The sequence below is a fragment of the Halorientalis sp. LT38 genome, from assembly GCF_037031225.1.
In the GTDB taxonomy this organism is placed as follows: Archaea; Halobacteriota; Halobacteria; order Halobacteriales; family Haloarculaceae; genus Halorientalis; species Halorientalis halophila.
Genome location: NZ_JAYEZN010000001.1, coordinates 90,029 through 107,372 on the forward strand (window position 1 = coordinate 90,029; position 17,344 = coordinate 107,372).

A 17,344-nucleotide genomic window follows, 5' to 3' on the forward strand; every position below is an offset into this window, starting at 1 on the left:
CATCAAACGGATTAGCAAATATTAAAGGCCGTCATTTCGTAGAGTGGTGCAATGCCAGAGGTAGTTACGACGACGCCGGGGCTGTATCCCCTGCCCGACTGGGCCAAGGACGAGCTCTCCGATCTGAAGGGCCACCAGAAGGCCGACCTGATCGACGGGACCGAGGGTGAGGCGGTGCAGGACGCCTACGGTCGCGTCCGGAGCGAGTACGTCGAGCGACAGCAGGACGCCGGCCTCGACCGGATCGTCGAGGGCCAGGGCCGCTGGGACGACATGATCGCCCACCCGCTCGCGGTCGCCGACGCCGTCGAGACGCGCGGCATCGTGCGCTACTACGACAACAACAACTTCTACCGGGAGCCGGTCGTCACCGACGACCTCGAGGCGACCGGCGACGTCGCCGCCGAGCTGGAGTCCGCCGGCGAACAGGTCGAGGAGGGCCTGCAGGCGGTTCTCCCCGGCCCGTACTCGCTCGCCGACCTCGCGACGGACGAGCACTACGGCGACGACGCCGAGTTCCTGGAGGCCGTCGCCGACTTCCTCGCCGCCGAGATCGCCGAGTTCCCCGACGTGGAGACGCTCTTCCTGCTCGAACCGTCGCTGGTCGAGAACGCACCGGACGACGGCGAGGACGCCCGCGCCAGCGAGGCCATCGACGCGGTGGCCGACGCGGCCGACGCCGAGGTCGTCGCCCACACCTACTGGGGCGCGCTGGAAGAGAAGGTCTACGCGCACCTGATGGACGCCGACGTCGACGCCATCGGCTTCGACTTCGTGGCCGACCACGAGGCGAACCTATACAACATCAGCGAGTACGGCACCAAGTCGGACGTGGCCCTCGGACTCGTCGACGGGCAGAACACCCGCGTCGAGGATCCGGGGACCATCGCCGAGCGCATCGACTGGGTCGACGAGAACACGCCCGGCTCGGACTTCGAGACGGTCTACGCGACGATCAACACGGAGACGTTCTACCTGCCGGTCAACCGCTTCGAGGAGAAACTCGACGCGCTGGCCGCAGTCACCGAAGAGGTGATCGAGGCATGAGCAACAACCGCGACCAGTTCCGCCCGGAGAACCACCCGCACGACCACTTCCTGCTGACGACGGTCGTCGGCAGTTACAAGAAGCCCAAGTGGCTCGACCGTGCCCGCGAACTTCTCGAGGACGAGGAGGCGAGCTTCGACGAGGAGGACTGGGCGGAAGCGACCGACGACGCCGCTCGCCTCATCACCGAGGAACACGAGCGATCCGGCCTCGACGCCGTCGTCGACGGCGAGATGCGGCGCAACGAGATGGTCGAGTACTTCGCCCACCTGATCGAGGGCTACGAGTTCAACGGCCGCGTCAAGGTCTGGGGCCACAACTACTTCGACAAGCCCTCCGTCGTCGAGGAGGTCGAGTACGACCAGGAGTGGCTCGTCGACGAGTTCGAGTTCACCGACTCCGTCTCCTCCCGCCCCGTGAAGGTGCCGATCACCGGCCCCTACACGCTCGCGAACTGGTCGTTCAACGAGGTCTACGACGACGACGAGCAGCTGGCCTACGACCTGGCCGACCTCGTCAACGAGGAGATCGAACGCCTCGTCGACGCCGGCGCGAAGTACATCCAGATCGACGAGCCCGCGCTGGCGACGACCCCCGACGACCACGCCATCGTCGGCGCGTGTCTCGACCGGATCGTCGACGAGATCCCCGACGACGTGCGCGTCGGCCTCCACGTCTGTTACGGCGACTACTCGCGCATCTACCCCGAGATGCTCGACTACCCCGTCGACGAGTACGACCTGGAACTCTGCAACGGCAACTACGAGCAACTCGACGTGTTCGTCGAGGACGAGTTCACGAAGGATCTCGCGCTCGGCGTCGTCGACGCCCACGTCGCCGAGGTCGAACCCGTCGAGGAGATCAAGGAGAACATCCTGAAGGGCTTCGAGGTCGTCCCGCCGGAGCGCCTGACCGTCTCGCCCGACTGCGGGCTGAAGCTCCTGCCCCGCGAGGTCGCCTACGGCAAGATGGAGAACATGGTCCAGGCCGCCCGCGAGGTCGAGGCCGAACTGGACGCCGGCGAGATCGACGTCGGCCTCGCCGCGCCGACGAGCGACTGAGTCCGTTCAGCTACATTTTTACCGCCATCGGCGGTTGGATCTGACATGGTATCCCGCAGTCGCGCCCTGTACCGACGCGTCCGCGGTACGGTCGCGGACGACCTCCGGGCCGACCCGTACCTCCCCTACGTCCTCCTGCTAGCTGTGGTACTCTGTAGCTTCTGGTTCTGGCACCGCATCCCCAACTTCGCGACCAGAGACGAGAAGAGCCGCCTGTTCGACGCGATGGTCCCCATCGGGCGCGTGCTGGCCGAACCCAGTATCGAGAGCCTCCAGAACGGCGTCGAGTGGAGCCGCGTCCCCTTCGGCGCGACGCTCTACCTGAACGCGCTTGCCCTCCTCCCCGTCGTGATCGTCGCCGCGCTCGTGGGCGACCTCTCGGCGTTCACGGACCTGGGCTATCCCAGCTACGAGTTCGGGTTCTACCCGGCGTGGGCGGCCACGCCCGAGTGGATCTGGACCTGGAGTCTGGCGTTCGTCCGCCTGTTCAACGTCGCGTTCGCCATCGGCGCGGTCTATCTGACCTACCGGATCGGAACGGCCGCCCGGGACCGGGCGACGGGTCGGCTGGCGGCCCTCCTCCTGACGCTTACCTTCGGCTTCCTGACTATCGCCCACGAGGGCGGCGAGGACATGCCCGCGCTCTTTTTCACACTGCTCGCGCTGTATCTGGTCCTGCGGTACGTCCAGACCGGCGACGGGACCGCCTTTCTGGCCGGGAGCGCGGCCGGCGGCGTCGCCATCGCGTTCAAACTCACGGCGGCGCCGGTCGTTCTCCTGATCGGGCTGGCCTACCTCCTCCGGGCGCACAGCGCGGATGCGGATCCGGTCGACGTCCTCCTCCAGCCGAAACTCCTGCTCGGCGGCGCGGTGTTCGGACTGGTCGCCATCCTGCTGGGCTTCCCGACTTTCCTCGTCGGCGGCGTCGATCTGTTCGTCGCCCGCGTCTTCGAAGGGTCGGCCGGGCGGATGAACCACCCGACGGGCCCCGACGCGCCGATCTGGTGGTGGTTCCTCCGCGGGTACTTCAGCGCGCTCTCACTGCCGCTTTTCGCCGCGGCCCTCGTCGGCGTCGTCGCGAGTCTCGAATCGGTGCGAGACCGGGCCACCAGCACCCACGCGGTCGCGCTCGCGTTCGCCGCGCTCACGACGTATCTCCTGCTTTTCTCCCGGTGGCACGACTTCCGGGTTCACCACCTCCTGCCGACCTTCCCGTTCATCGCCGTGTTGCTCGCCGTCTCGCTGGTCCGGTTCCGGGAGCGAAACCCGAAGATCGCCGCACCCGTGATCGCGCTCTTGCTCGTGACGACTGGCATCTACGCTGGCTACGGGACCGTCGGGTTCGCCTCGATGCCCCGCGACCAGGCCGAGGCGTGGCTGGAGGACGATGCCGACGAAAACGCGACCCTCGAAGTGTATCGTCGGGACTTCCAGGACGCCGCGATTCCCCACGGCATGCGCGTCAACCACCTCTTCGGGGAGGAAGACGAGGCCGAGGCGGCGGCGGTCGATCCCTGCCCAGAGTACATCCAGCTCGGCTACCGCGACCTGCTCTACCTGAAAGACGACACGTACTTCCGCAACGGCGAGGCCCAGAAGCGGTACATCCGGGAGTTGCTCTCCGGCGAGTACAACTACCGGATCGCCGCCGAGTTCGGGCCTCGGCCGCCGAACTTCGTCCCCGACCGGCCGACGCCCGGGTCGCTCACGGAGCTGTTCCGGCTGGGGCTGGTCCCGCAGACCGACCAGTTCGCCGACGAGCAGGAACTCGCCGCCAACCAGTACACGGTGATCCTCCGCCAGACCGGTGGCTGTGGCTACCGCATCGCGCCGTTCTGACGCCGTCGTGATGCACCCGGCCGACCCGGCGTCCCGTGACCGTGTTTATGGGCGTCCTCGGCGTACACTCTCGCACTGTTCCTGAATGTCCACGGACGCAGAACCCAGCGGCGCGACGCTCTCGTACCGCCACATCCTCGAACGGGAGATGGAGAACGCCCTGCAGGAGGTCGGGCGGCCGAGGACGGGGCTGTTCCTCTCGGGGCTGTCAGCGGGGCTGAACCTGAGCTTCGGCGCGCTGTTCATGGCGATGGCGCTCACCTTCAGCGGGGGATTCGCGTCCGATCTCGTCCAGCAGGCCGTGCTGGCCGCCGTCTCCGCGATCGCCTTCCTCTTCGTCGTCATCGGCCAGACCGAACTGTTCACCGCCCAGGCCACGATGGCGATCCTGCCGGTTCTGGACGGCCGCATCGGACTCCGGGCACTGGGGCGGCTCTGGGGGATCATCTACGTCGCCAACCTGCTCGGCTGTGCGGGCTTTTCGCTGCTGATCGCGACGGTCGGCCCGCCGATGGGCATCGTCGACCCTGGTGCTGCCGGGACGCTGGCCGACGCGCTGACCGGACTCCGGTGGTGGGTCGTCCTGGCCAGCGCCGTCGTGGCCGGGTGGCTGATGGGGCTTGCGACCTGGCTGGCCGCGGCCAGCCGCGACACCGTCGGCCGGGTCCTGATCGTGCTGCTCGTGACCGCGACGATCGGGTTCGGCCCGTTCCACCACGTCATCCTCGGGACGACGGAGTTGCTGACGGCCATGCTGCTCGGACAGGGCGTGAGTCCCGCCACCTTCGGCGCGTTCCTCGCGCTCGCGACCGTCGGCAACACCATCGGCGGCTCGGTCTTCGTCGGCCTGCTCAACTACGGCCACGTCGCACTCGCCGGCGACGAGGCCGACGTCGACTTCGAGGCCGAGACCGGCTCAGAGGAGGAGTGAGCGTCGATCAGGAGTCCGGCGCCAGCGACGACGTGTCGATCTTGAGCGACGGGTACCACCCCGCGACGGCCGGGAGGTAGGTCCCGAGGAACCGGTCGACGAAGACCACGGGGACGATAATCTCACCGGGGACGCCGAGCGCGACGAACACCGCCGTCGCCGTCGCCTCCGTGACGCCGATGCCGCCGGGCGTCAGTGGGAGCAGCGTCACGCTGTAGGCCGCGACCAGCACCACCGGCAGCAGGATCGCCGGTTCGAAGGCAGCGCCGAAGGCCCCCAGGAGGAGGACGACGCGGGCCGCGGGCGCGAGCACGAGCGCGCCGGTCCACCCGAGCGCGTACCGCAGCCAGACCCCCGGTGAGGCCGCCAGCGCGCGGAAGGCGTCCGTCGAGTCCGTCGTGAATTCGGTCAGCCCGCGGATCCGATCCGCCAGGGCCGATCCCACTCGCGGGACGAGGGCGGCGAGGCCAGCGATCCGGTCGAGGAGGACGTCCAGCAGTTCGAGGTTCGTCCCCGCGAGGAGGACGAACGCGCCGGCGGCGAGGTACAGCCCCGTCGAACCGGCGAGCAGGACGATCAGGCCGAACGGGAGCCGACCGAGCACGGCGAGCACGCCGACCGCGGCGGTGAGTCCGTACAGCACCGCGTAGATCCCGGTGTGGACGCCAGCGATCGCGGTGGCGTCGGTGTAGGCGATCCCCGTCTCGCTCCGGAGGACGAAGGGGGCCGCGACCCGGCCCGAGAGTCGCGAGGGCAGCAACTGGTTGACGAAGTTGACGATCAGGTCCGTGTTCGCGGCCTCCCTGAACCGCACCGGGCCGCGAGGATCGATCACCGCGTACCAGGTGTAAAAACGCGCGAGGAGGCCGGCGACGCTCACTGCCAGGACCGCGAGCACCGTCGTCGCGTCGAGAGTCGCGAGCAGATCTACGACGCGACCGAGATCCACCTGGGAGAGCAGCCACGCCAGCGCCGCCAGACCGAGGGCGTACTGCAGGATCGTGACCGCGATACCGCGACGTGACCGGCCGCTCACGCGTGCTCGCCCCCGTTACCCTCGGCCAGGGCGTCCTCGACGACGGTCCGCGCCGTCGTGAACTCGAAGTCCTGAGCGAGGATCCGTTCGACCGCCCGCTGCATCCACTCGCCGGTGTGGTAGTAGACGCGGCTGGGGACCCCTTCGACCTCGGGGAGGTCGACGAACTCCCAGGGGTGGACGTAGAGGACGGGTGCGATGCCCCGACGAGCGAGTAACTTCATCCCGAGGATCGTGTAGCGCGGGCCGAAAAAGCGCAGCCACGTGCCCGTCAGCGGGAGGCGAACGCCCGGCATCACGCTGGCGGGGAGTTCCAGTAGCCTGTCGGGCGCGTCCGGATCGACGTCCGTGGCTGGGGCGGGGCGGTCGAGATCGTACTCGCCGCCGTACCAGCCCGGAATCGCACGGCTGGCGACGACGCTCGAATCGTAGCTGTAGCCCGTCTCGGCGAGCAGGTCGAAGTGATCGGCCGTGATATCGAACGCCGGTGCCCGAAAGCCCGCGACGTCGGCGCCCGTCACGTCGGCCAGGAGTTCCCGCGATCGTCCGAGTTCCTCGCGGCGTTCGCTCGCGGAGAGCTCCGAGAGCAGGCGGTGGCTGTGGGTGTGGGATCCGATCTCGAAGCCGGCATCGGCGAGGGCCTGCACCTCTTCGGGGTACTCCTCGGCGACCGACGAGACGACGAAACAGGTTGCGCTCGCGTCGGCGTCCGCGAGGGTGCGGCGGAGGAAACGGCCGCCGTCGAGACCGAAGCCCGACTCGTCCATCTCGCCACTCGCGGACCGGTACGCGGGCGTCTGGGAGAACAGTTCGAAATCGATCGAGAGGACGGCGCGACTACTCATCCAGCTCCTCGAGTTCGCTACGCAGCAGACTCACTTCCTCGTTCAGCCGCGAGAGCCGGTCGTAGAGCTTCCCGATGCGGTTGACGAGGTACGTCACCAGCACGAACAGCGTCAGGTTCGAGACGACCAGGATGGCCCGCGCCTTCCACTCCAGTCCCAGCACGGTCGCGAGCACCTCGAAGACGTTGGGGAATATCGCGACGAACATGAGGCCGGCCCCGACGATCAGGGACATGACGAAGAGGGCGAGCGCCTCGCGGCCGGACTTGACGAGGAAGTAACCGTTGGCGAGGAAGCCGATCCCGACGAGCAGCGCGAGCAGGTTGACGACTGTGAAGTCCATCGTTATCGGAAGAGCAGGACCCTGAGGATCACGTCGGTCATCCGGATCGGGTAGAGGACGAAGGTGTCGAGCGAGAACTGCGACTCGCCCTCGTCTCTGGTCGGGATCTCGATGGAGATCTCTTTGATCCGGAAGTCCCGTTTGGCGGCCTCGAGGGTCTGTTCGACCGCCCAGTGTTTGTCCGATCGGTGCAGGATGGTCGCGAGCGCCGACACGCGATAGACCCGGAAGCCGCTCGTCACGTCCGTGATGTCGATGCCGCCGAGGACGTTGACCACGGTCGTGAAGAACTTGATCCCGAGTTTGCGCGTCAGCGAGTAGTCCTGGAAGCTCTCGTTGAGGTAGCGACTGGCGATCACCATGTCGCAGTCCTCGGCGGCCTCGAGCAGCGTCGGGATGTACTCGGGGTCGTGCTGCCCGTCGGCGTCGATCTGCATGACGAAGTCGTAGTCGTGGCGGATGGCGTACTGGTAGCCGGTCCTGACGGCACCGCCGACGCCCGTGTTGAACACGTGTTCGATCACCACTGCGCCGTGGTCGCGGGCGATCCGGGCGGTGCCGTCGCTCGACCCGTCGTCCACGACGACGACCTCGTCGACGTGTTCACGGGTCCCGTCGATCACGGAGCCGATGGTGTCGGCCTCGTCGTACGCGGGGATGACGGCGACGACGTCCACTGGTGGTGTTGCTCGCACCGGTTTACTTATTCCTGTCGTTCGAGCAAGCGGTGTGGTGGACGGTCGCGCAGGTGCGACGGACGGAAAGACATAGTTGCGTCCGTATCGACGGTCGAGCCATGACACGGACGTTCGTCGTCGGGCTCGACGGCGCGAGCTGGCGACTGCTCGACCCCTGGATCGAGGCCGGCGACCTGCCGAACATCGCTGCCCTCCGCGAGGAATCGGCCTGGGCCGAGACCCGCAGCTGTCTGCCGCCCGTGACCTTCCCCAACTGGAAGTGCTACTCCTCCGGGAAGGACCCCGGCGGCTTCGGCGTCTTCTGGTTCGAGCACGTCGACCTCGAGGCGGGTACCATCGAGGTGGCCAACGGCGGCGACTTCGACACCGTCGAACTCTGGGACTACCTCAACGACGAGGGCCAGACCGCCGGCGTCGTCAACATGCCCACGATGTACCCGCCCCGGGACATCGACGACCTGATCGTCGCCGGCGGGCCGGACGCCGTCGAGGGCGAGTACCGATCGATCTCCTCGGGCTACACCTCGCCCGAGTCGCTGGCCGCGGACCTCGAAGAGCGGTTCGACTACCAAGTCCACCCCGACCCGCTGCTGTCCTCGAACCAGGAGCGCGGCGCCGAGGTCGACGCCATCCTCGACCTGCTGGAGAAGCGCTTCGAGGTCGCCCTGACCCTGTTCGAGGAGGAAGACCTCGACTACGTCCACGTCACGCTCTTCTACCTCAACGTCCTCCACCACTTCTTCTGGGACGAGGAACCCACGAAACGCGCCTGGGAACTCGTCGACGAGTGGGTCGGGAAGCTGCGAGAACTGGAGGACACCAACCTCGTCCTGATGTCAGACCACGGCGCGGCCCCGACCCAGACGGAGTTCTACGTCAACGAGTGGTTGGCCGAGAACGGCTACCAGACCCGGACTCGCACCGTCGACGACTACCTCAAGCGGATCGGGATCGACCGGGAGAACGTCCTCGGGGCGGCGAAACGCGTCGGCGCGGTCGACCTGCTCGCCTCGGTCGTCCCCGAGCGGATTCAGGAGCTGGTCCCCCAGCGCGCGGGCCTCAAACGCTCCCGGAAACTCGGAGCCGTCGTGCTCGAGGAGACCCAGGCCGTCGCCAGCGCGCAGGGCCCGATCTACCTCAACCCCGACTTCGAAACCGAGTCCCTCCGCGAGGAACTGATCGCAGACCTCGAAGCGGTCGAGGACGAGCACGGCCCGATCTTCACCGACGTCTACCGCGGCGAGGAGGTCTACGAGGGCCCCTACCTCGACGAGGCGCCGGAGATCGTCGTCGACCAGCGCCCCGGCGTCCACGTCAACGACGGGATCGGCGGCGGCGAGATCACGGCCGGACCGGACCGCTGGGCCGCGGAGAACACGCCCCAGGGCATCTTCCTCGCGAACGGCCCCGACTTCGCCGACGCCGGGGAGCTCCGGGACGTGAGCATCCTCGACATCGCGCCCACCCTGCTGGTCGCCAGTGGCTGTGACGTGCCCGAGGACATGACCGGCAAGGTACTCGAGATCTTCGACGACGACCGCGAGTGGGACGAACGCGAGCCCCTGGCGCTCGCCGACGAGGACGACAGCCGCGACGACGAGGAGGTCACGGAACGGCTCAAGCAACTGGGCTACATGGAGTGAACGCCCGACTGCGGACACGGCGTCGAAAACCGCCCCGTCACTTTTCACCGCCGACTGCGTACTGGCGGGGCATGGACACAGCGGTCGCCCCCGAAGTGGAGGCCGTCGCCGCGGACATCGCGTCGATGGAGACGCGCGGGGCGGCGACCATCGCCCGCGCCGCAGCGGACGCACTCGCCGCCCAGGCCCGGGAGAGCGACGCCGAGACACCCTCGGAGTTCCGGGCCGAGATGACCGCGGCCGCGCGAACCCTCCACGACACGCGCCCGACCGCCGTTTCGCTCCCCAACGCCCTCCGCTACGTCTTTCAGGGGATGGACGGCACCACGGTCGAGAGCCTCCGCCAGTCGGCGGTCGATTCCGCCGAGACGTTCTGCGCGCAACTGGAACGCGCCCAGACCGACCTCGGGGAGATCGGGGCCAACCGCCTGCGCGACGGGGACACCGTCATGACCCACTGCCACTCGACGGACGCGCTGGCGTGCATCGAGGCCGCCCTCGACCAGGGGAAGGAGCTCTCGGCAATCGTCAAGGAGACCCGGCCGCGCAACCAGGGCCACATCACAGCCCAGCGATTGCGGGAACTCGACGTGCCGGTGACGCTGATCGTCGACAGCGCCGCACGGCGGTACCTCGACGAGGTCGATCACGTCCTCGTGGGCGCGGACTCGATAGCCGCCGACGGCTCGGTTATCAACAAGATCGGGACTGCAGGGCTCGCCGTCTCGGCCCGCGAGCGGGGCGTCCCGATCGTCACCGCAGCCCAGACGATCAAACTCCACCCGGACACGATGACCGGCCACACCGTCGAGATCGAGACCCGCGACGAGGCGGAGGTGATCGACGACGAGAGCCGGGCGGAGATCGGCGAGATCGAGGTGGAAAATCCGGCCTTCGACGTGACGCCGCCGCGGTACATGGACGCCATCGTCACCGAGCGCGGGCAGTTCCCGCCCGAGAGCATCGTCACGCTGATGCGCGAACTGTTCGGCGAGGCCACCGCCCGGCCGTGGGAGGAACCTGCATGAGAGGGGCATAGCGTGGCGCGGATCGTCTGTGCGGGCCACGTCAACTGGGACGTGACGCTCTCTGTCGACCGGTTGCCCGCGGCCGACGGCGAGGCCACCATCGCCGACCAGGCCCAGTCCTGCGGCGGCAGCGCCTGCAACGTCGCGACGGGGGTCGCCGCGCTCGGTGACGACCCCGCGATCCTCGGGAGCGTCGGCGACGACGAGCACGGCCACCTCGCCGAGCGCTCGCTCGACGACTCGGGCGTCGACTGCGGCCCGCTGGTGATCTCCGAGGGAGATACGGCCGTGAAGTACCTCGTCGTCGATCCGGCGGGGGAGGTCGCCGTCCTCGGCAACGAGGGGGCGAACGAGGCGTTCGCGGCCGACGACCTCGATTCGGAGACGCTCGGGGCCGCCGATCACCTCCACCTGACGAGCCAGGACCCGGACACGGCCGCCGCGCTCGCCGATCGAGCCCACGATCAGGAGATCTCCGTGAGCTTCGACCCCGGACGGCGGATCGACGCCCGCGACTTCGCGGCGCCGCTCGCGCGTGCCGACCTCGTGTTCGTCAACGAGCGCGAGGCCGCGACGGCCATCGAGGAGTACTTCGGCCCGGCCGACGACCTGACGAAGACCGTCGCGCTGAAACACGGCGCGGGCGGCGCGGAGGTGCTGACCCCCTGCGGACGGTACGCCAGTCACGACGGCTTCCCCGTCGAAGCCGTGGACACGACCGGCGCGGGCGACGCCTTCGCCGCCGGCTTCCTCTCCGTCTGGCTCGACGGCGGTGACGACCCGGACTACGATCGCTGTCTCGCCGTGGGGAACGCCTGCGGGGCGCTCGCGGCGGCCGAGCGCGGAGCGAAGGCCGAACTGTCCTGGGACCGAATCGAGGGTCTGCTCGCCAACTAGTATTCTCCTGACTCACCGCGGCGTCTCGGTCCCCCACTTCTCGACGGCCGTCGCGAGTTCCGGCACCTGCTCGGCCTTCGACTCGATGGACTCGCCGGCCGCGGCGGCGTCGACGGCCGCGCGGAGCGCCTTCGCCCCCGCGTGGGTTCCCTCGGGGTGGCCGTGGACCCCGCCGCCGGCCTGAATGCAGAGGTTCGTCCCGAGCCGATCGATCAACTCCGGGACGAGTCCGGGGTGGAGCCCGCCGGAGGCGACCGGGAGCACGTCGCGCAGGCCGTGCAGGTCGCCGTAGAGCCACTCGTTGATGCCGGCGGTGTCCTCGTTCTCGAGTTTGCCGAGGTCGGCGGTCCCGGTGTGCAACTGATCCGCACCGCACAGGCGCGTGATCTGCGCGAGGACGCGCATCGACACGCCGTGGTCGGGCACCCGGTCGAAGGCGGCGTGCATCGCCCGGTGGGCGTGGATCGCCAGGCCGTGCTCGTCGCAGCGCTCGCGCACCCGCTGGACCGCCGCCCAGCCGCAGGTGACGACGTCGACCATCACGTACTCGCCGCCGTGCTCCGCGACCAGATCGACCCGTTCGAGCATCCGGTGGGCGTCGGCCGTGACGTTCACGAGGTAGGACTTGCGTTCCCCCGTCTCATCCTCGGCTCGATCGCGCTGGGCCAGCGACTCGGTCAGGCGCTCCCTGAAGGGATTGAAATCCTGATCCGTGAGGTTCTCGTCGTCCTTGAGGAGGTCGAGGCCACCAGTCCAGGCCTGGTAGCCGATCTCCGCGTGCTGGTCGGTCGAGAGCCCGACCTTCGGTTTCGGGACCGTCGCCGTGATCGGTCGGTCGCCGGCGCCGAAGACTTCCTCTCGGACGCTCGTCCCGAACTGCGGCCCGGGGAAGGAAGTCGCCAGGGGTTCGGGCCACTCGCAGTCGAGGAGGCGGATGCGTTCGACGGCTTTCATCCCCAGGATGTTCCCGGCGATGCAGGAGAGCACCTGGGGCATGTTGCCGGCCTCGAACAGGGCGTCGGGGTAGGCGACGGTGACCGTCCCGCGCTCCTCGTCGATCTCGAAGGCCGTCGCCGAGAGGTCGGTGATCGACCCCTCGACCTGGAGTTCGGCCCACGTCCCGTTCGAGCTCTCGGAGGCGACGCGGCCGGCCGCCGCCTCGAGGTCCATGTCGCTCGCCGGCTCGACGGCGAAGGTACAGACGAGTTCCGAGTCGCGAGGGTCGTGGTCGAGGTCCAGGAAGTCCTCGTAGTTGATGCCGGGCATGCCACACCGTTGACCGCGGTGGGACTTAAAATACCGCCGGGAGCGAAACGGGTAAGGAGCAGGTTCGAGCAACGTGCAAGTGAGATGACCACGGCGCCCGCAGTCCGCGTCTCGCGCATGCTCAGCCAGATCGACGACCCGGAGCGGGCCACCCTGCTGCGCGGTCTCTGGCAGGTCTACCGGTTCGGGCTGCGCCTGGCGCGGGCCGTTCGGGCCTTCTTCACGCTGTTTCACCGCATGGTCCGGGCCTTCGCGCTGACGGTCGCCCGGCTCGTCGAGCTCTCCGTCGAACGCTTCACGAACTGACGCCGTCGCCGTCCCCTCGCTTCGTCGGTTCAGAGCGTGACCAGTAACGCAACGGCCAGTCCGACAGGCGCCGCGTAGATGCACCCGACGATCAGCAGACTCGCGCGGTCGTCCCTGAAACCGAGCCAGTGGCCGGCGAGACTGGCCAGGACGGCGAGGATCCCGATGACGGTCCAGTGCGTCGCGTACCCGGTCGTCCCCGTCAGCACGAAGACCGCGACCAGCGACGCGCCCGCGGTGGCGACGTAGTCGAACGCCCGCTCCCGTCGCACGGCCGCGCCGACGAGCGCCGCGAGGATCGGCGCGCCGAGGACGACGCTCACGAGCAGGCTCAGCGTCGATCCGGCCCCCGCTGCAAGCGGTACCGTCCCCCGCTCGTCCCGGTGGAGGTCGTTCAGCGAGCGCTCGGGCATAGACTCACTGGCCCGTCTGCCGGCAAATAACTATCCCCGGGACGAGTGGTCGCCTGCCGGAGGGGTCCCACAAAGGTCATTCCGCTCGGGCGATTACGTGTGTCGAGACGCCATGATGGCGACGACGCACGCGTTCGTCGGTGCCGCCCTGGCCAGCGTGACGGTCCTCGTCGCTCCCGAGGTCGCCCCGGCGGCGATGACCGCCGGCTTCCTCGGTGGCCTGCTCCCGGACCTCGATCTGGCCTTCGAGCACCGCCGAACCTTCCACTTCCCTGTCCTGGCACCGCTCTGTGCCCTCCCCGTCATCGGCCTGGCCGCGGTCGCGCCGTCACCGACGACGATCACCCTGGCCGCGTTCGCGGTCGGACTCGGCGTGCACGCCACGACGGATATCTTCGGCGGCAGCACCGAGCCGTGCCCGTGGCGCTACACCTGCGACCGGGCCGTCTACGACCACCTCCGCGGCAACTGGCTGGACGCTCGCCGCTGGATCCGGTACGACGGCGCCCCCGAGGACCTCCTGGTGGCGGGCGTCGCCGCCCTCCCGATGCTCCTGCTCGGCTCCACCGCGAACCGATCGCTGGCGCTGGGTGCACTGGCCCTCTCCGCGGGCTACGTCCTGATCCGCAAGCGGCTCTGGGACGTCGTCGACGTCCTCAGGCGGATCTGTCCGGAACCGCTCGAGCGGTTCCTGCCGGTCCGCGAGTGGCCGACCGAGGAACCGTGAGCGATCGGCCTCCGATGGCTCACGGTGACAGATACCAGCCGAACAGGAGCGGCGAGAAGAGGAGCGCCAGCGGGACCGCGATCCAGACCTGTCCGGCCAGCACGTTGTACTGTCCCACGGTCACCGAGACCGGCGTCCCCTCGACGTAACCGACCAGGAACTCGAATCCGACCGTCAGCACAGTCCAGACGACGCCGACGAGCAGCAACTCCGCCCACGTGTACTCGACGGGCGTCCACGAGAAGTACGCCCCCGACAGGACGAGGATGGCCGTCACCAGGACGGCGGTGCTGAGGACGTGCCCGGCGTACTCTCCGGTACGGGGGATCAGGACGACCTCGCGGATCCCACCGTTGACGACCGCGACGACGGCCATGACGACCCAGAGTCCGAGCGGGTACAGGATGGCCCGAACTGACTGATGCTGCAGTGTCGACAGGAGAGTCATTCCGCTATCGGTACACGTCGCCGCATAATAGGTTCGGTGGGGTCGCCCCGACAGTGAGGCTGCGGTCCCCGCGTCAGTGATCGACGTCTTCGTAGACCCACGTCGCGTCCGACTTCTCCCAGTCGACGAGTTCCTCCTCGTCGAAGAACAGGTCGATCTCCCGTTCGTTCGCACCGGGGTCCTCGTGGTCGGAGCCGTGGATGACGTTCTGCCCGAGGTCCAGGCCGAGGTCGCCCCGGATCGTTCCGGGCTGGGCCTCGGCGGGGTCCGTCGTTCCCATCATCTGTCGGACCTGCCGGGTGGCGTCGGCGCCCTCCCAGACCATGGCCATCACCGGACCGGAGGTGATGAACTCGACAAGGCCGTCGAAGAAGGGCTTGTCCTCGTGTTCACCGTAGTGCTCGTGGGCGAGTTCCTCGTCGATCTGCATGAACTTCGCGCCGGCGAGCTTCAGCCCGCGCTCTTCGAGGCGACCGATGATTTCGCCCACCAGTCCGCGCTGGACTCCGTCGGGCTTTACCATCACGAACGTCCGCTCGTCGTGGTGGCTCATTTACGCCTCGGCCTCCTCCTCTTCGGCCTCTTCCTCGTCGCCGTCGTCGGCCGCCTCGTCCTCGTCGACCGCTTCGGATTCGGCGTCTTCGAGGTCGGGGGCCGCGTCCGAGTCCTCGACGGCTTCGTCCTCGGCCGCTTCGGATTCGGCGGGTTCTTCCTCGGCTTCGGGTGCTTCCTCGGTCTCGTCCTCGGCGGGTTCGTCCGCTGTCTCGGCGGCGCGCTTGCTGCCGGCGCTCCGGCCGGACGCGGTCCACTCCACGTCGCGGGCCTCGCGGCCGAGGTCGGCGTTCTTCTCGCACTTCGAGGAGCAGAACATGACGGTCGAGCCGTCGTTCTGCACGAGCATGGTCCCGGTGCCGGGTTCGATATCGTCGCCACAGAAGTCACAGTCGCGAGTTCGTGGCATTATTGTCCTCCGATCTGATCGGCCTCGCGGGCCGTCTCCCGGAGCTGTAGCACGTCGCCCTCGCGGACCGGACCGAGGACGTTCCGGGTGATGATTCGGCCCTGGTTCTCGCCTTCGCGGATGCGACACTTGACCTGCATGGCCTCCCCGTGCATACCGGTTCGGCCGACGACTTCGATGACCTCCGCTGGCGTCGAGCCGCCGTCGCCTTCGGTTTCTTCAGCGCTCATCGCTGATCACTCACTGAAGGTCCTCGAGCTTCCCTGCGATGTCGTCGACGTCCTCGCTGGCGTCGCCGGCGGTGACGATGGCCGCGGCGGCGCTCCCGACTTCCAGCCCGGCCGCGTGTCCCACGTCGGACTGGGACTCGACGAACAGATAGGGGACGTCCTTCTCGTCGGCCAGCTCGGGGAGGTGCATCACGATCTCCTCCGGCTGGACGTCTTCGGCGACGAAGACGAGTTCCGCGTTACCTCGCTCGACGGCTTTGGTCGTCTCGTTCGTACCCTTCTTTACAACTCCTGTGTCCCGTGCGACCTCGAGCGCCTCGAGGGCGTCTTCGGCGAGGTCGGCTGGGACGTCGAAATCGACGTATACTGACATTGTATTCACCTCCCGCGCGTGGGCTCGCACTCCCCCGCCTGATAGTCCTGAGAGGCTAGGAGCATCATCAACCCCGCGCAGGCTGTATCCCTTCATTGGCTATCCCCCGCTAAAAGCGCTTTCGATGCCGTCACTGCCGTGTCAGCCCTCCACACATGAGTTACGGGCCAACTGAGCCGCGGTCAGGGGTCGCGAGTGAATGCTGACAGGGAATCGATACGATCGTGAGCCTCCGCGACCAGTTCGTCGACGATCTCGGCGGCGGGCCGGACCGCCCCGGTCAGATCGGCGCTCTGTCCGGCGTACATCGCGAGCGATTCCACGTCGCCGTCCATGCCGGCCAGCGGCGGATCGTCGTCGTACCGCGCGACCGGGTGCCCGTCCCCGTACCGAGCGACCGCTTCGCCCTCGCCCGGGCGCTCCCCAGCGGGCGGTTCGCCCGCCTCGGTCCAGTCCTGGTACGTGCTGTTTGCCAGCGTTCTGTGGGGCTGGCCCGGCCAGCCACCGTCGTACAGTTCCGAGCGCACGGCGTCGAGCGCGTCGGCGTCCCTGACGGCCCGCTGGTAGTCCGCGTGTGCCCGGGACTCGGTCGCGGTCACGAATCGCGTGCCGAGCCAGGCACCGTCGGCCCCGAGTGCGAGTGCCGCGGCCAGCCCTCGACCGTCGGCGATGCCACCGGCAGCGATCACTGGGACGTCTTCGGCGGTGGCGTCCGCCACCGCAGGGACGAGCGGCATCGTCGCCACGTCGCTCTGGACGTGCCCGCCGGCCTCCCAGCCCTGACTGACGAGCACGTCGACGCCCGCGTCCACTGCCTCGCGCGCCTCCGCTGCACTCCCGACTGTCTGTACCACTGTCCCGCCGGCCTCGTGGACCCGGTCGACGTACGGCGCGGCGTCGCCGAAGGAAAACGAGACGATCTCGGCACCCGCGTCGAGACAGGTCTCCAGGTGGGCCCCGGTCTCGTGGATCGTCGTATCCGGATCGAGGACGAGATTCACGCCGAAGGGGCGATCGGTGCGCTCGCGGGTCGCTTCGATCACCGATTCGGTCGCATCGAGCGGGAGCCACGTGACGGCGAGGGTCCCGAGACCGCCGGCCTCGGAGACCGCGGCCGCGAGTTCGGGGCAGGAGACGCTCCCGATGGGAGCCTGCACCACCGGGACATCGATTCCGAGCCGGTCGCAGAGCGGCGTCCGTAGCGTCGACATACACGCAGTTCCGGGGCCGCGCAATTCAGTGTTCGGGCCCG

21 protein-coding genes are annotated in these 17,344 nt (G+C 68.4%); 9 read left to right on the forward strand and 12 right to left on the reverse strand.

Annotated elements, in window-relative coordinates; all coding sequences use genetic code 11:
• Positions 1–51 precede the first annotated feature (51 nt).
• The 4 genes from U5918_RS00515 (at position 52) to U5918_RS00530 (ending at position 4,878) form a co-directional block, all read left to right on the forward strand.
• On the forward strand, positions 52–1,047 hold the full coding sequence (locus tag U5918_RS00515) for a 5-methyltetrahydropteroyltriglutamate--homocysteine methyltransferase (protein ID WP_335998661.1): 996 nt from the start codon (positions 52–54) through the stop codon (positions 1,045–1,047).
• Positions 1,044–2,108 (forward strand): methionine synthase, encoded by a 1,065-nt coding sequence (locus U5918_RS00520; protein WP_335998663.1) that lies wholly within the window; start codon positions 1,044–1,046, stop codon positions 2,106–2,108. Before U5918_RS00515 ends, U5918_RS00520 begins: the two co-directional genes overlap by 4 nt.
• A 45-nt stretch (positions 2,109–2,153) precedes the next feature.
• On the forward strand, positions 2,154–3,947 hold the full coding sequence (locus tag U5918_RS00525) for an ArnT family glycosyltransferase (RefSeq protein ID WP_335998665.1): 1,794 nt from the start codon (positions 2,154–2,156) through the stop codon (positions 3,945–3,947).
• A gap of 85 nt (positions 3,948–4,032) precedes the next feature.
• Positions 4,033–4,878, forward strand: a complete 846-nt coding sequence (locus U5918_RS00530; protein ID WP_335998666.1) for a formate/nitrite transporter family protein — start codon at positions 4,033–4,035, stop codon at positions 4,876–4,878.
• Between the two features lie 7 nt (positions 4,879–4,885).
• On the opposite strand, the gene U5918_RS00535 is transcribed toward U5918_RS00530, so the two are convergent.
• Genes U5918_RS00535 through U5918_RS00550 form a run of 4 tightly spaced genes read right to left on the reverse strand, consistent with a single transcriptional unit; the run spans position 4,886 to position 7,779 of the window.
• Positions 4,886–5,914 (reverse strand): lysylphosphatidylglycerol synthase transmembrane domain-containing protein, encoded by a 1,029-nt coding sequence (locus tag U5918_RS00535; RefSeq protein ID WP_335998668.1) that lies wholly within the window; start codon positions 5,912–5,914, stop codon positions 4,886–4,888.
• On the reverse strand, positions 5,911–6,759 hold the full coding sequence (locus tag U5918_RS00540) for a polysaccharide deacetylase family protein (RefSeq protein ID WP_335998670.1): 849 nt from the start codon (positions 6,757–6,759) through the stop codon (positions 5,911–5,913). The genes U5918_RS00535 and U5918_RS00540 overlap by 4 nt, the downstream gene beginning before the upstream one ends.
• Positions 6,752–7,102, reverse strand: coding sequence for a DUF2304 domain-containing protein (locus tag U5918_RS00545; protein ID WP_335998672.1), 351 nt, complete (start codon positions 7,100–7,102; stop codon positions 6,752–6,754). The genes U5918_RS00540 and U5918_RS00545 overlap by 8 nt, the downstream gene beginning before the upstream one ends.
• Positions 7,103–7,104: 2 nt before the next feature.
• On the reverse strand, positions 7,105–7,779 hold the full coding sequence (locus U5918_RS00550) for a glycosyltransferase family 2 protein (RefSeq protein ID WP_335998674.1): 675 nt from the start codon (positions 7,777–7,779) through the stop codon (positions 7,105–7,107).
• Between the two features lie 119 nt (positions 7,780–7,898).
• On the opposite strand from U5918_RS00550, the gene U5918_RS00555 reads away from it, so the two are divergent.
• The 3 genes from U5918_RS00555 to U5918_RS00565 all read left to right on the forward strand — a co-directional run bounded on the left by U5918_RS00555 (position 7,899) and on the right by U5918_RS00565 (position 11,368).
• Positions 7,899–9,443: an alkaline phosphatase family protein gene (locus U5918_RS00555; protein ID WP_335998676.1), complete on the forward strand. Its 1,545-nt coding sequence runs from the start codon at positions 7,899–7,901 to the stop codon at positions 9,441–9,443.
• A gap of 71 nt (positions 9,444–9,514) precedes the next feature.
• Positions 9,515–10,471, forward strand: a complete 957-nt coding sequence (locus U5918_RS00560; protein ID WP_335998678.1) for a ribose 1,5-bisphosphate isomerase — start codon at positions 9,515–9,517, stop codon at positions 10,469–10,471.
• Positions 10,472–10,483: 12 nt separating this feature from the next.
• A complete protein-coding gene (locus U5918_RS00565; RefSeq protein WP_335998679.1) occupies positions 10,484–11,368 on the forward strand; it encodes an ATP-dependent ribose-1-phosphate kinase in 885 nt (294 codons plus the stop codon).
• Between the two features lie 12 nt (positions 11,369–11,380).
• Here U5918_RS00565 and rbcL read toward each other — a convergent pair whose 3' ends face one another.
• Positions 11,381–12,634: a type III ribulose-bisphosphate carboxylase gene (gene rbcL, locus U5918_RS00570; protein ID WP_335998680.1), complete on the reverse strand. Its 1,254-nt coding sequence runs from the start codon at positions 12,632–12,634 to the stop codon at positions 11,381–11,383.
• Positions 12,635–12,718: 84 nt separating this feature from the next.
• Between rbcL and U5918_RS00575 the strand changes: the two genes are divergently transcribed.
• Entirely contained in the window at positions 12,719–12,940 is a 222-nt protein-coding gene (locus tag U5918_RS00575; RefSeq protein ID WP_335998681.1) for a hypothetical protein, read from the forward strand.
• Positions 12,941–12,969: 29 nt separating this feature from the next.
• Here the strand turns inward: U5918_RS00575 and U5918_RS00580 are convergent, their stop codons facing one another.
• On the reverse strand, positions 12,970–13,353 hold the full coding sequence (locus U5918_RS00580) for a hypothetical protein (RefSeq protein WP_335998683.1): 384 nt from the start codon (positions 13,351–13,353) through the stop codon (positions 12,970–12,972).
• Between the two features lie 115 nt (positions 13,354–13,468).
• Here U5918_RS00580 and U5918_RS00585 point away from each other — a divergent pair, with 115 nt between their 5' ends.
• Positions 13,469–14,080, forward strand: coding sequence for a metal-dependent hydrolase (locus U5918_RS00585; protein ID WP_335998685.1), 612 nt, complete (start codon positions 13,469–13,471; stop codon positions 14,078–14,080).
• A 19-nt stretch (positions 14,081–14,099) separates the two neighbouring features.
• Here U5918_RS00585 and U5918_RS00590 read toward each other — a convergent pair whose 3' ends face one another.
• The 6 genes from U5918_RS00590 to U5918_RS00615 all read right to left on the reverse strand — a co-directional run bounded on the left by U5918_RS00590 (position 14,100) and on the right by U5918_RS00615 (position 17,303).
• Positions 14,100–14,528 carry a hypothetical protein gene (locus U5918_RS00590; protein ID WP_335998687.1) on the reverse strand — a complete coding sequence of 143 codons (429 nt, stop codon included), beginning with the start codon at positions 14,526–14,528 and terminating at the stop codon, positions 14,100–14,102.
• Positions 14,529–14,601: 73 nt separating this feature from the next.
• Positions 14,602–15,081 carry a nucleoside-diphosphate kinase gene (gene ndk / locus U5918_RS00595; protein ID WP_335998688.1) on the reverse strand — a complete coding sequence of 160 codons (480 nt, stop codon included), beginning with the start codon at positions 15,079–15,081 and terminating at the stop codon, positions 14,602–14,604.
• Positions 15,082–15,489: a 50S ribosomal protein L24e gene (locus tag U5918_RS00600; protein WP_335998690.1), complete on the reverse strand. Its 408-nt coding sequence runs from the start codon at positions 15,487–15,489 to the stop codon at positions 15,082–15,084. It lies immediately after the preceding gene.
• Positions 15,489–15,719 carry a 30S ribosomal protein S28e gene (locus tag U5918_RS00605; RefSeq protein WP_129070490.1) on the reverse strand — a complete coding sequence of 77 codons (231 nt, stop codon included), beginning with the start codon at positions 15,717–15,719 and terminating at the stop codon, positions 15,489–15,491. Before U5918_RS00605 ends, U5918_RS00600 begins: the two co-directional genes overlap by 1 nt.
• A gap of 10 nt (positions 15,720–15,729) precedes the next feature.
• Positions 15,730–16,092, reverse strand: coding sequence for a 50S ribosomal protein L7Ae (rpl7ae, locus tag U5918_RS00610; RefSeq protein ID WP_335998692.1), 363 nt, complete (start codon positions 16,090–16,092; stop codon positions 15,730–15,732).
• A 182-nt stretch (positions 16,093–16,274) separates the two neighbouring features.
• Positions 16,275–17,303, reverse strand: coding sequence for an NAD(P)H-dependent flavin oxidoreductase (locus U5918_RS00615; RefSeq protein ID WP_335998693.1), 1,029 nt, complete (start codon positions 17,301–17,303; stop codon positions 16,275–16,277).
• Positions 17,304–17,344 lie beyond the last annotated feature (41 nt).

Excerpts from the sequence above, each read along its gene's own strand:
- U5918_RS00515 (WP_335998661.1), top strand. The coding sequence starts at position 52 with ATGCCAGAGGTAGTTACGACGACGCCGGGGCTGTATCCCCTGCCCGAC.
- U5918_RS00520 (WP_335998663.1), top strand. The coding sequence starts at position 1,044 with ATGAGCAACAACCGCGACCAGTTCCGCCCGGAGAACCACCCGCACGAC.
- U5918_RS00525 (WP_335998665.1), top strand. The coding sequence starts at position 2,154 with ATGGTATCCCGCAGTCGCGCCCTGTACCGACGCGTCCGCGGTACGGTC.
- U5918_RS00530 (WP_335998666.1), top strand. The coding sequence starts at position 4,033 with ATGTCCACGGACGCAGAACCCAGCGGCGCGACGCTCTCGTACCGCCAC.
- U5918_RS00540 (WP_335998670.1), bottom strand. The coding sequence starts at position 6,759 with ATGAGTAGTCGCGCCGTCCTCTCGATCGATTTCGAACTGTTCTCCCAG.
- U5918_RS00545 (WP_335998672.1), bottom strand. The coding sequence starts at position 7,102 with ATGGACTTCACAGTCGTCAACCTGCTCGCGCTGCTCGTCGGGATCGGC.
- U5918_RS00555 (WP_335998676.1), top strand. The coding sequence starts at position 7,899 with ATGACACGGACGTTCGTCGTCGGGCTCGACGGCGCGAGCTGGCGACTG.
- U5918_RS00560 (WP_335998678.1), top strand. The coding sequence starts at position 9,515 with ATGGACACAGCGGTCGCCCCCGAAGTGGAGGCCGTCGCCGCGGACATC.
- rbcL (WP_335998680.1), bottom strand. The coding sequence starts at position 12,634 with ATGCCCGGCATCAACTACGAGGACTTCCTGGACCTCGACCACGACCCT.
- U5918_RS00575 (WP_335998681.1), top strand. The coding sequence starts at position 12,719 with ATGACCACGGCGCCCGCAGTCCGCGTCTCGCGCATGCTCAGCCAGATC.
- U5918_RS00580 (WP_335998683.1), bottom strand. The coding sequence starts at position 13,353 with ATGCCCGAGCGCTCGCTGAACGACCTCCACCGGGACGAGCGGGGGACG.
- U5918_RS00585 (WP_335998685.1), top strand. The coding sequence starts at position 13,469 with ATGGCGACGACGCACGCGTTCGTCGGTGCCGCCCTGGCCAGCGTGACG.
- U5918_RS00590 (WP_335998687.1), bottom strand. The coding sequence starts at position 14,528 with ATGACTCTCCTGTCGACACTGCAGCATCAGTCAGTTCGGGCCATCCTG.
- ndk (WP_335998688.1), bottom strand. The coding sequence starts at position 15,081 with ATGAGCCACCACGACGAGCGGACGTTCGTGATGGTAAAGCCCGACGGA.
- U5918_RS00600 (WP_335998690.1), bottom strand. The coding sequence starts at position 15,489 with ATGCCACGAACTCGCGACTGTGACTTCTGTGGCGACGATATCGAACCC.
- U5918_RS00605 (WP_129070490.1), bottom strand. The coding sequence starts at position 15,719 with ATGAGCGCTGAAGAAACCGAAGGCGACGGCGGCTCGACGCCAGCGGAG.
- rpl7ae (WP_335998692.1), bottom strand. The coding sequence starts at position 16,092 with ATGTCAGTATACGTCGATTTCGACGTCCCAGCCGACCTCGCCGAAGAC.
- U5918_RS00615 (WP_335998693.1), bottom strand. The coding sequence starts at position 17,303 with ATGTCGACGCTACGGACGCCGCTCTGCGACCGGCTCGGAATCGATGTC.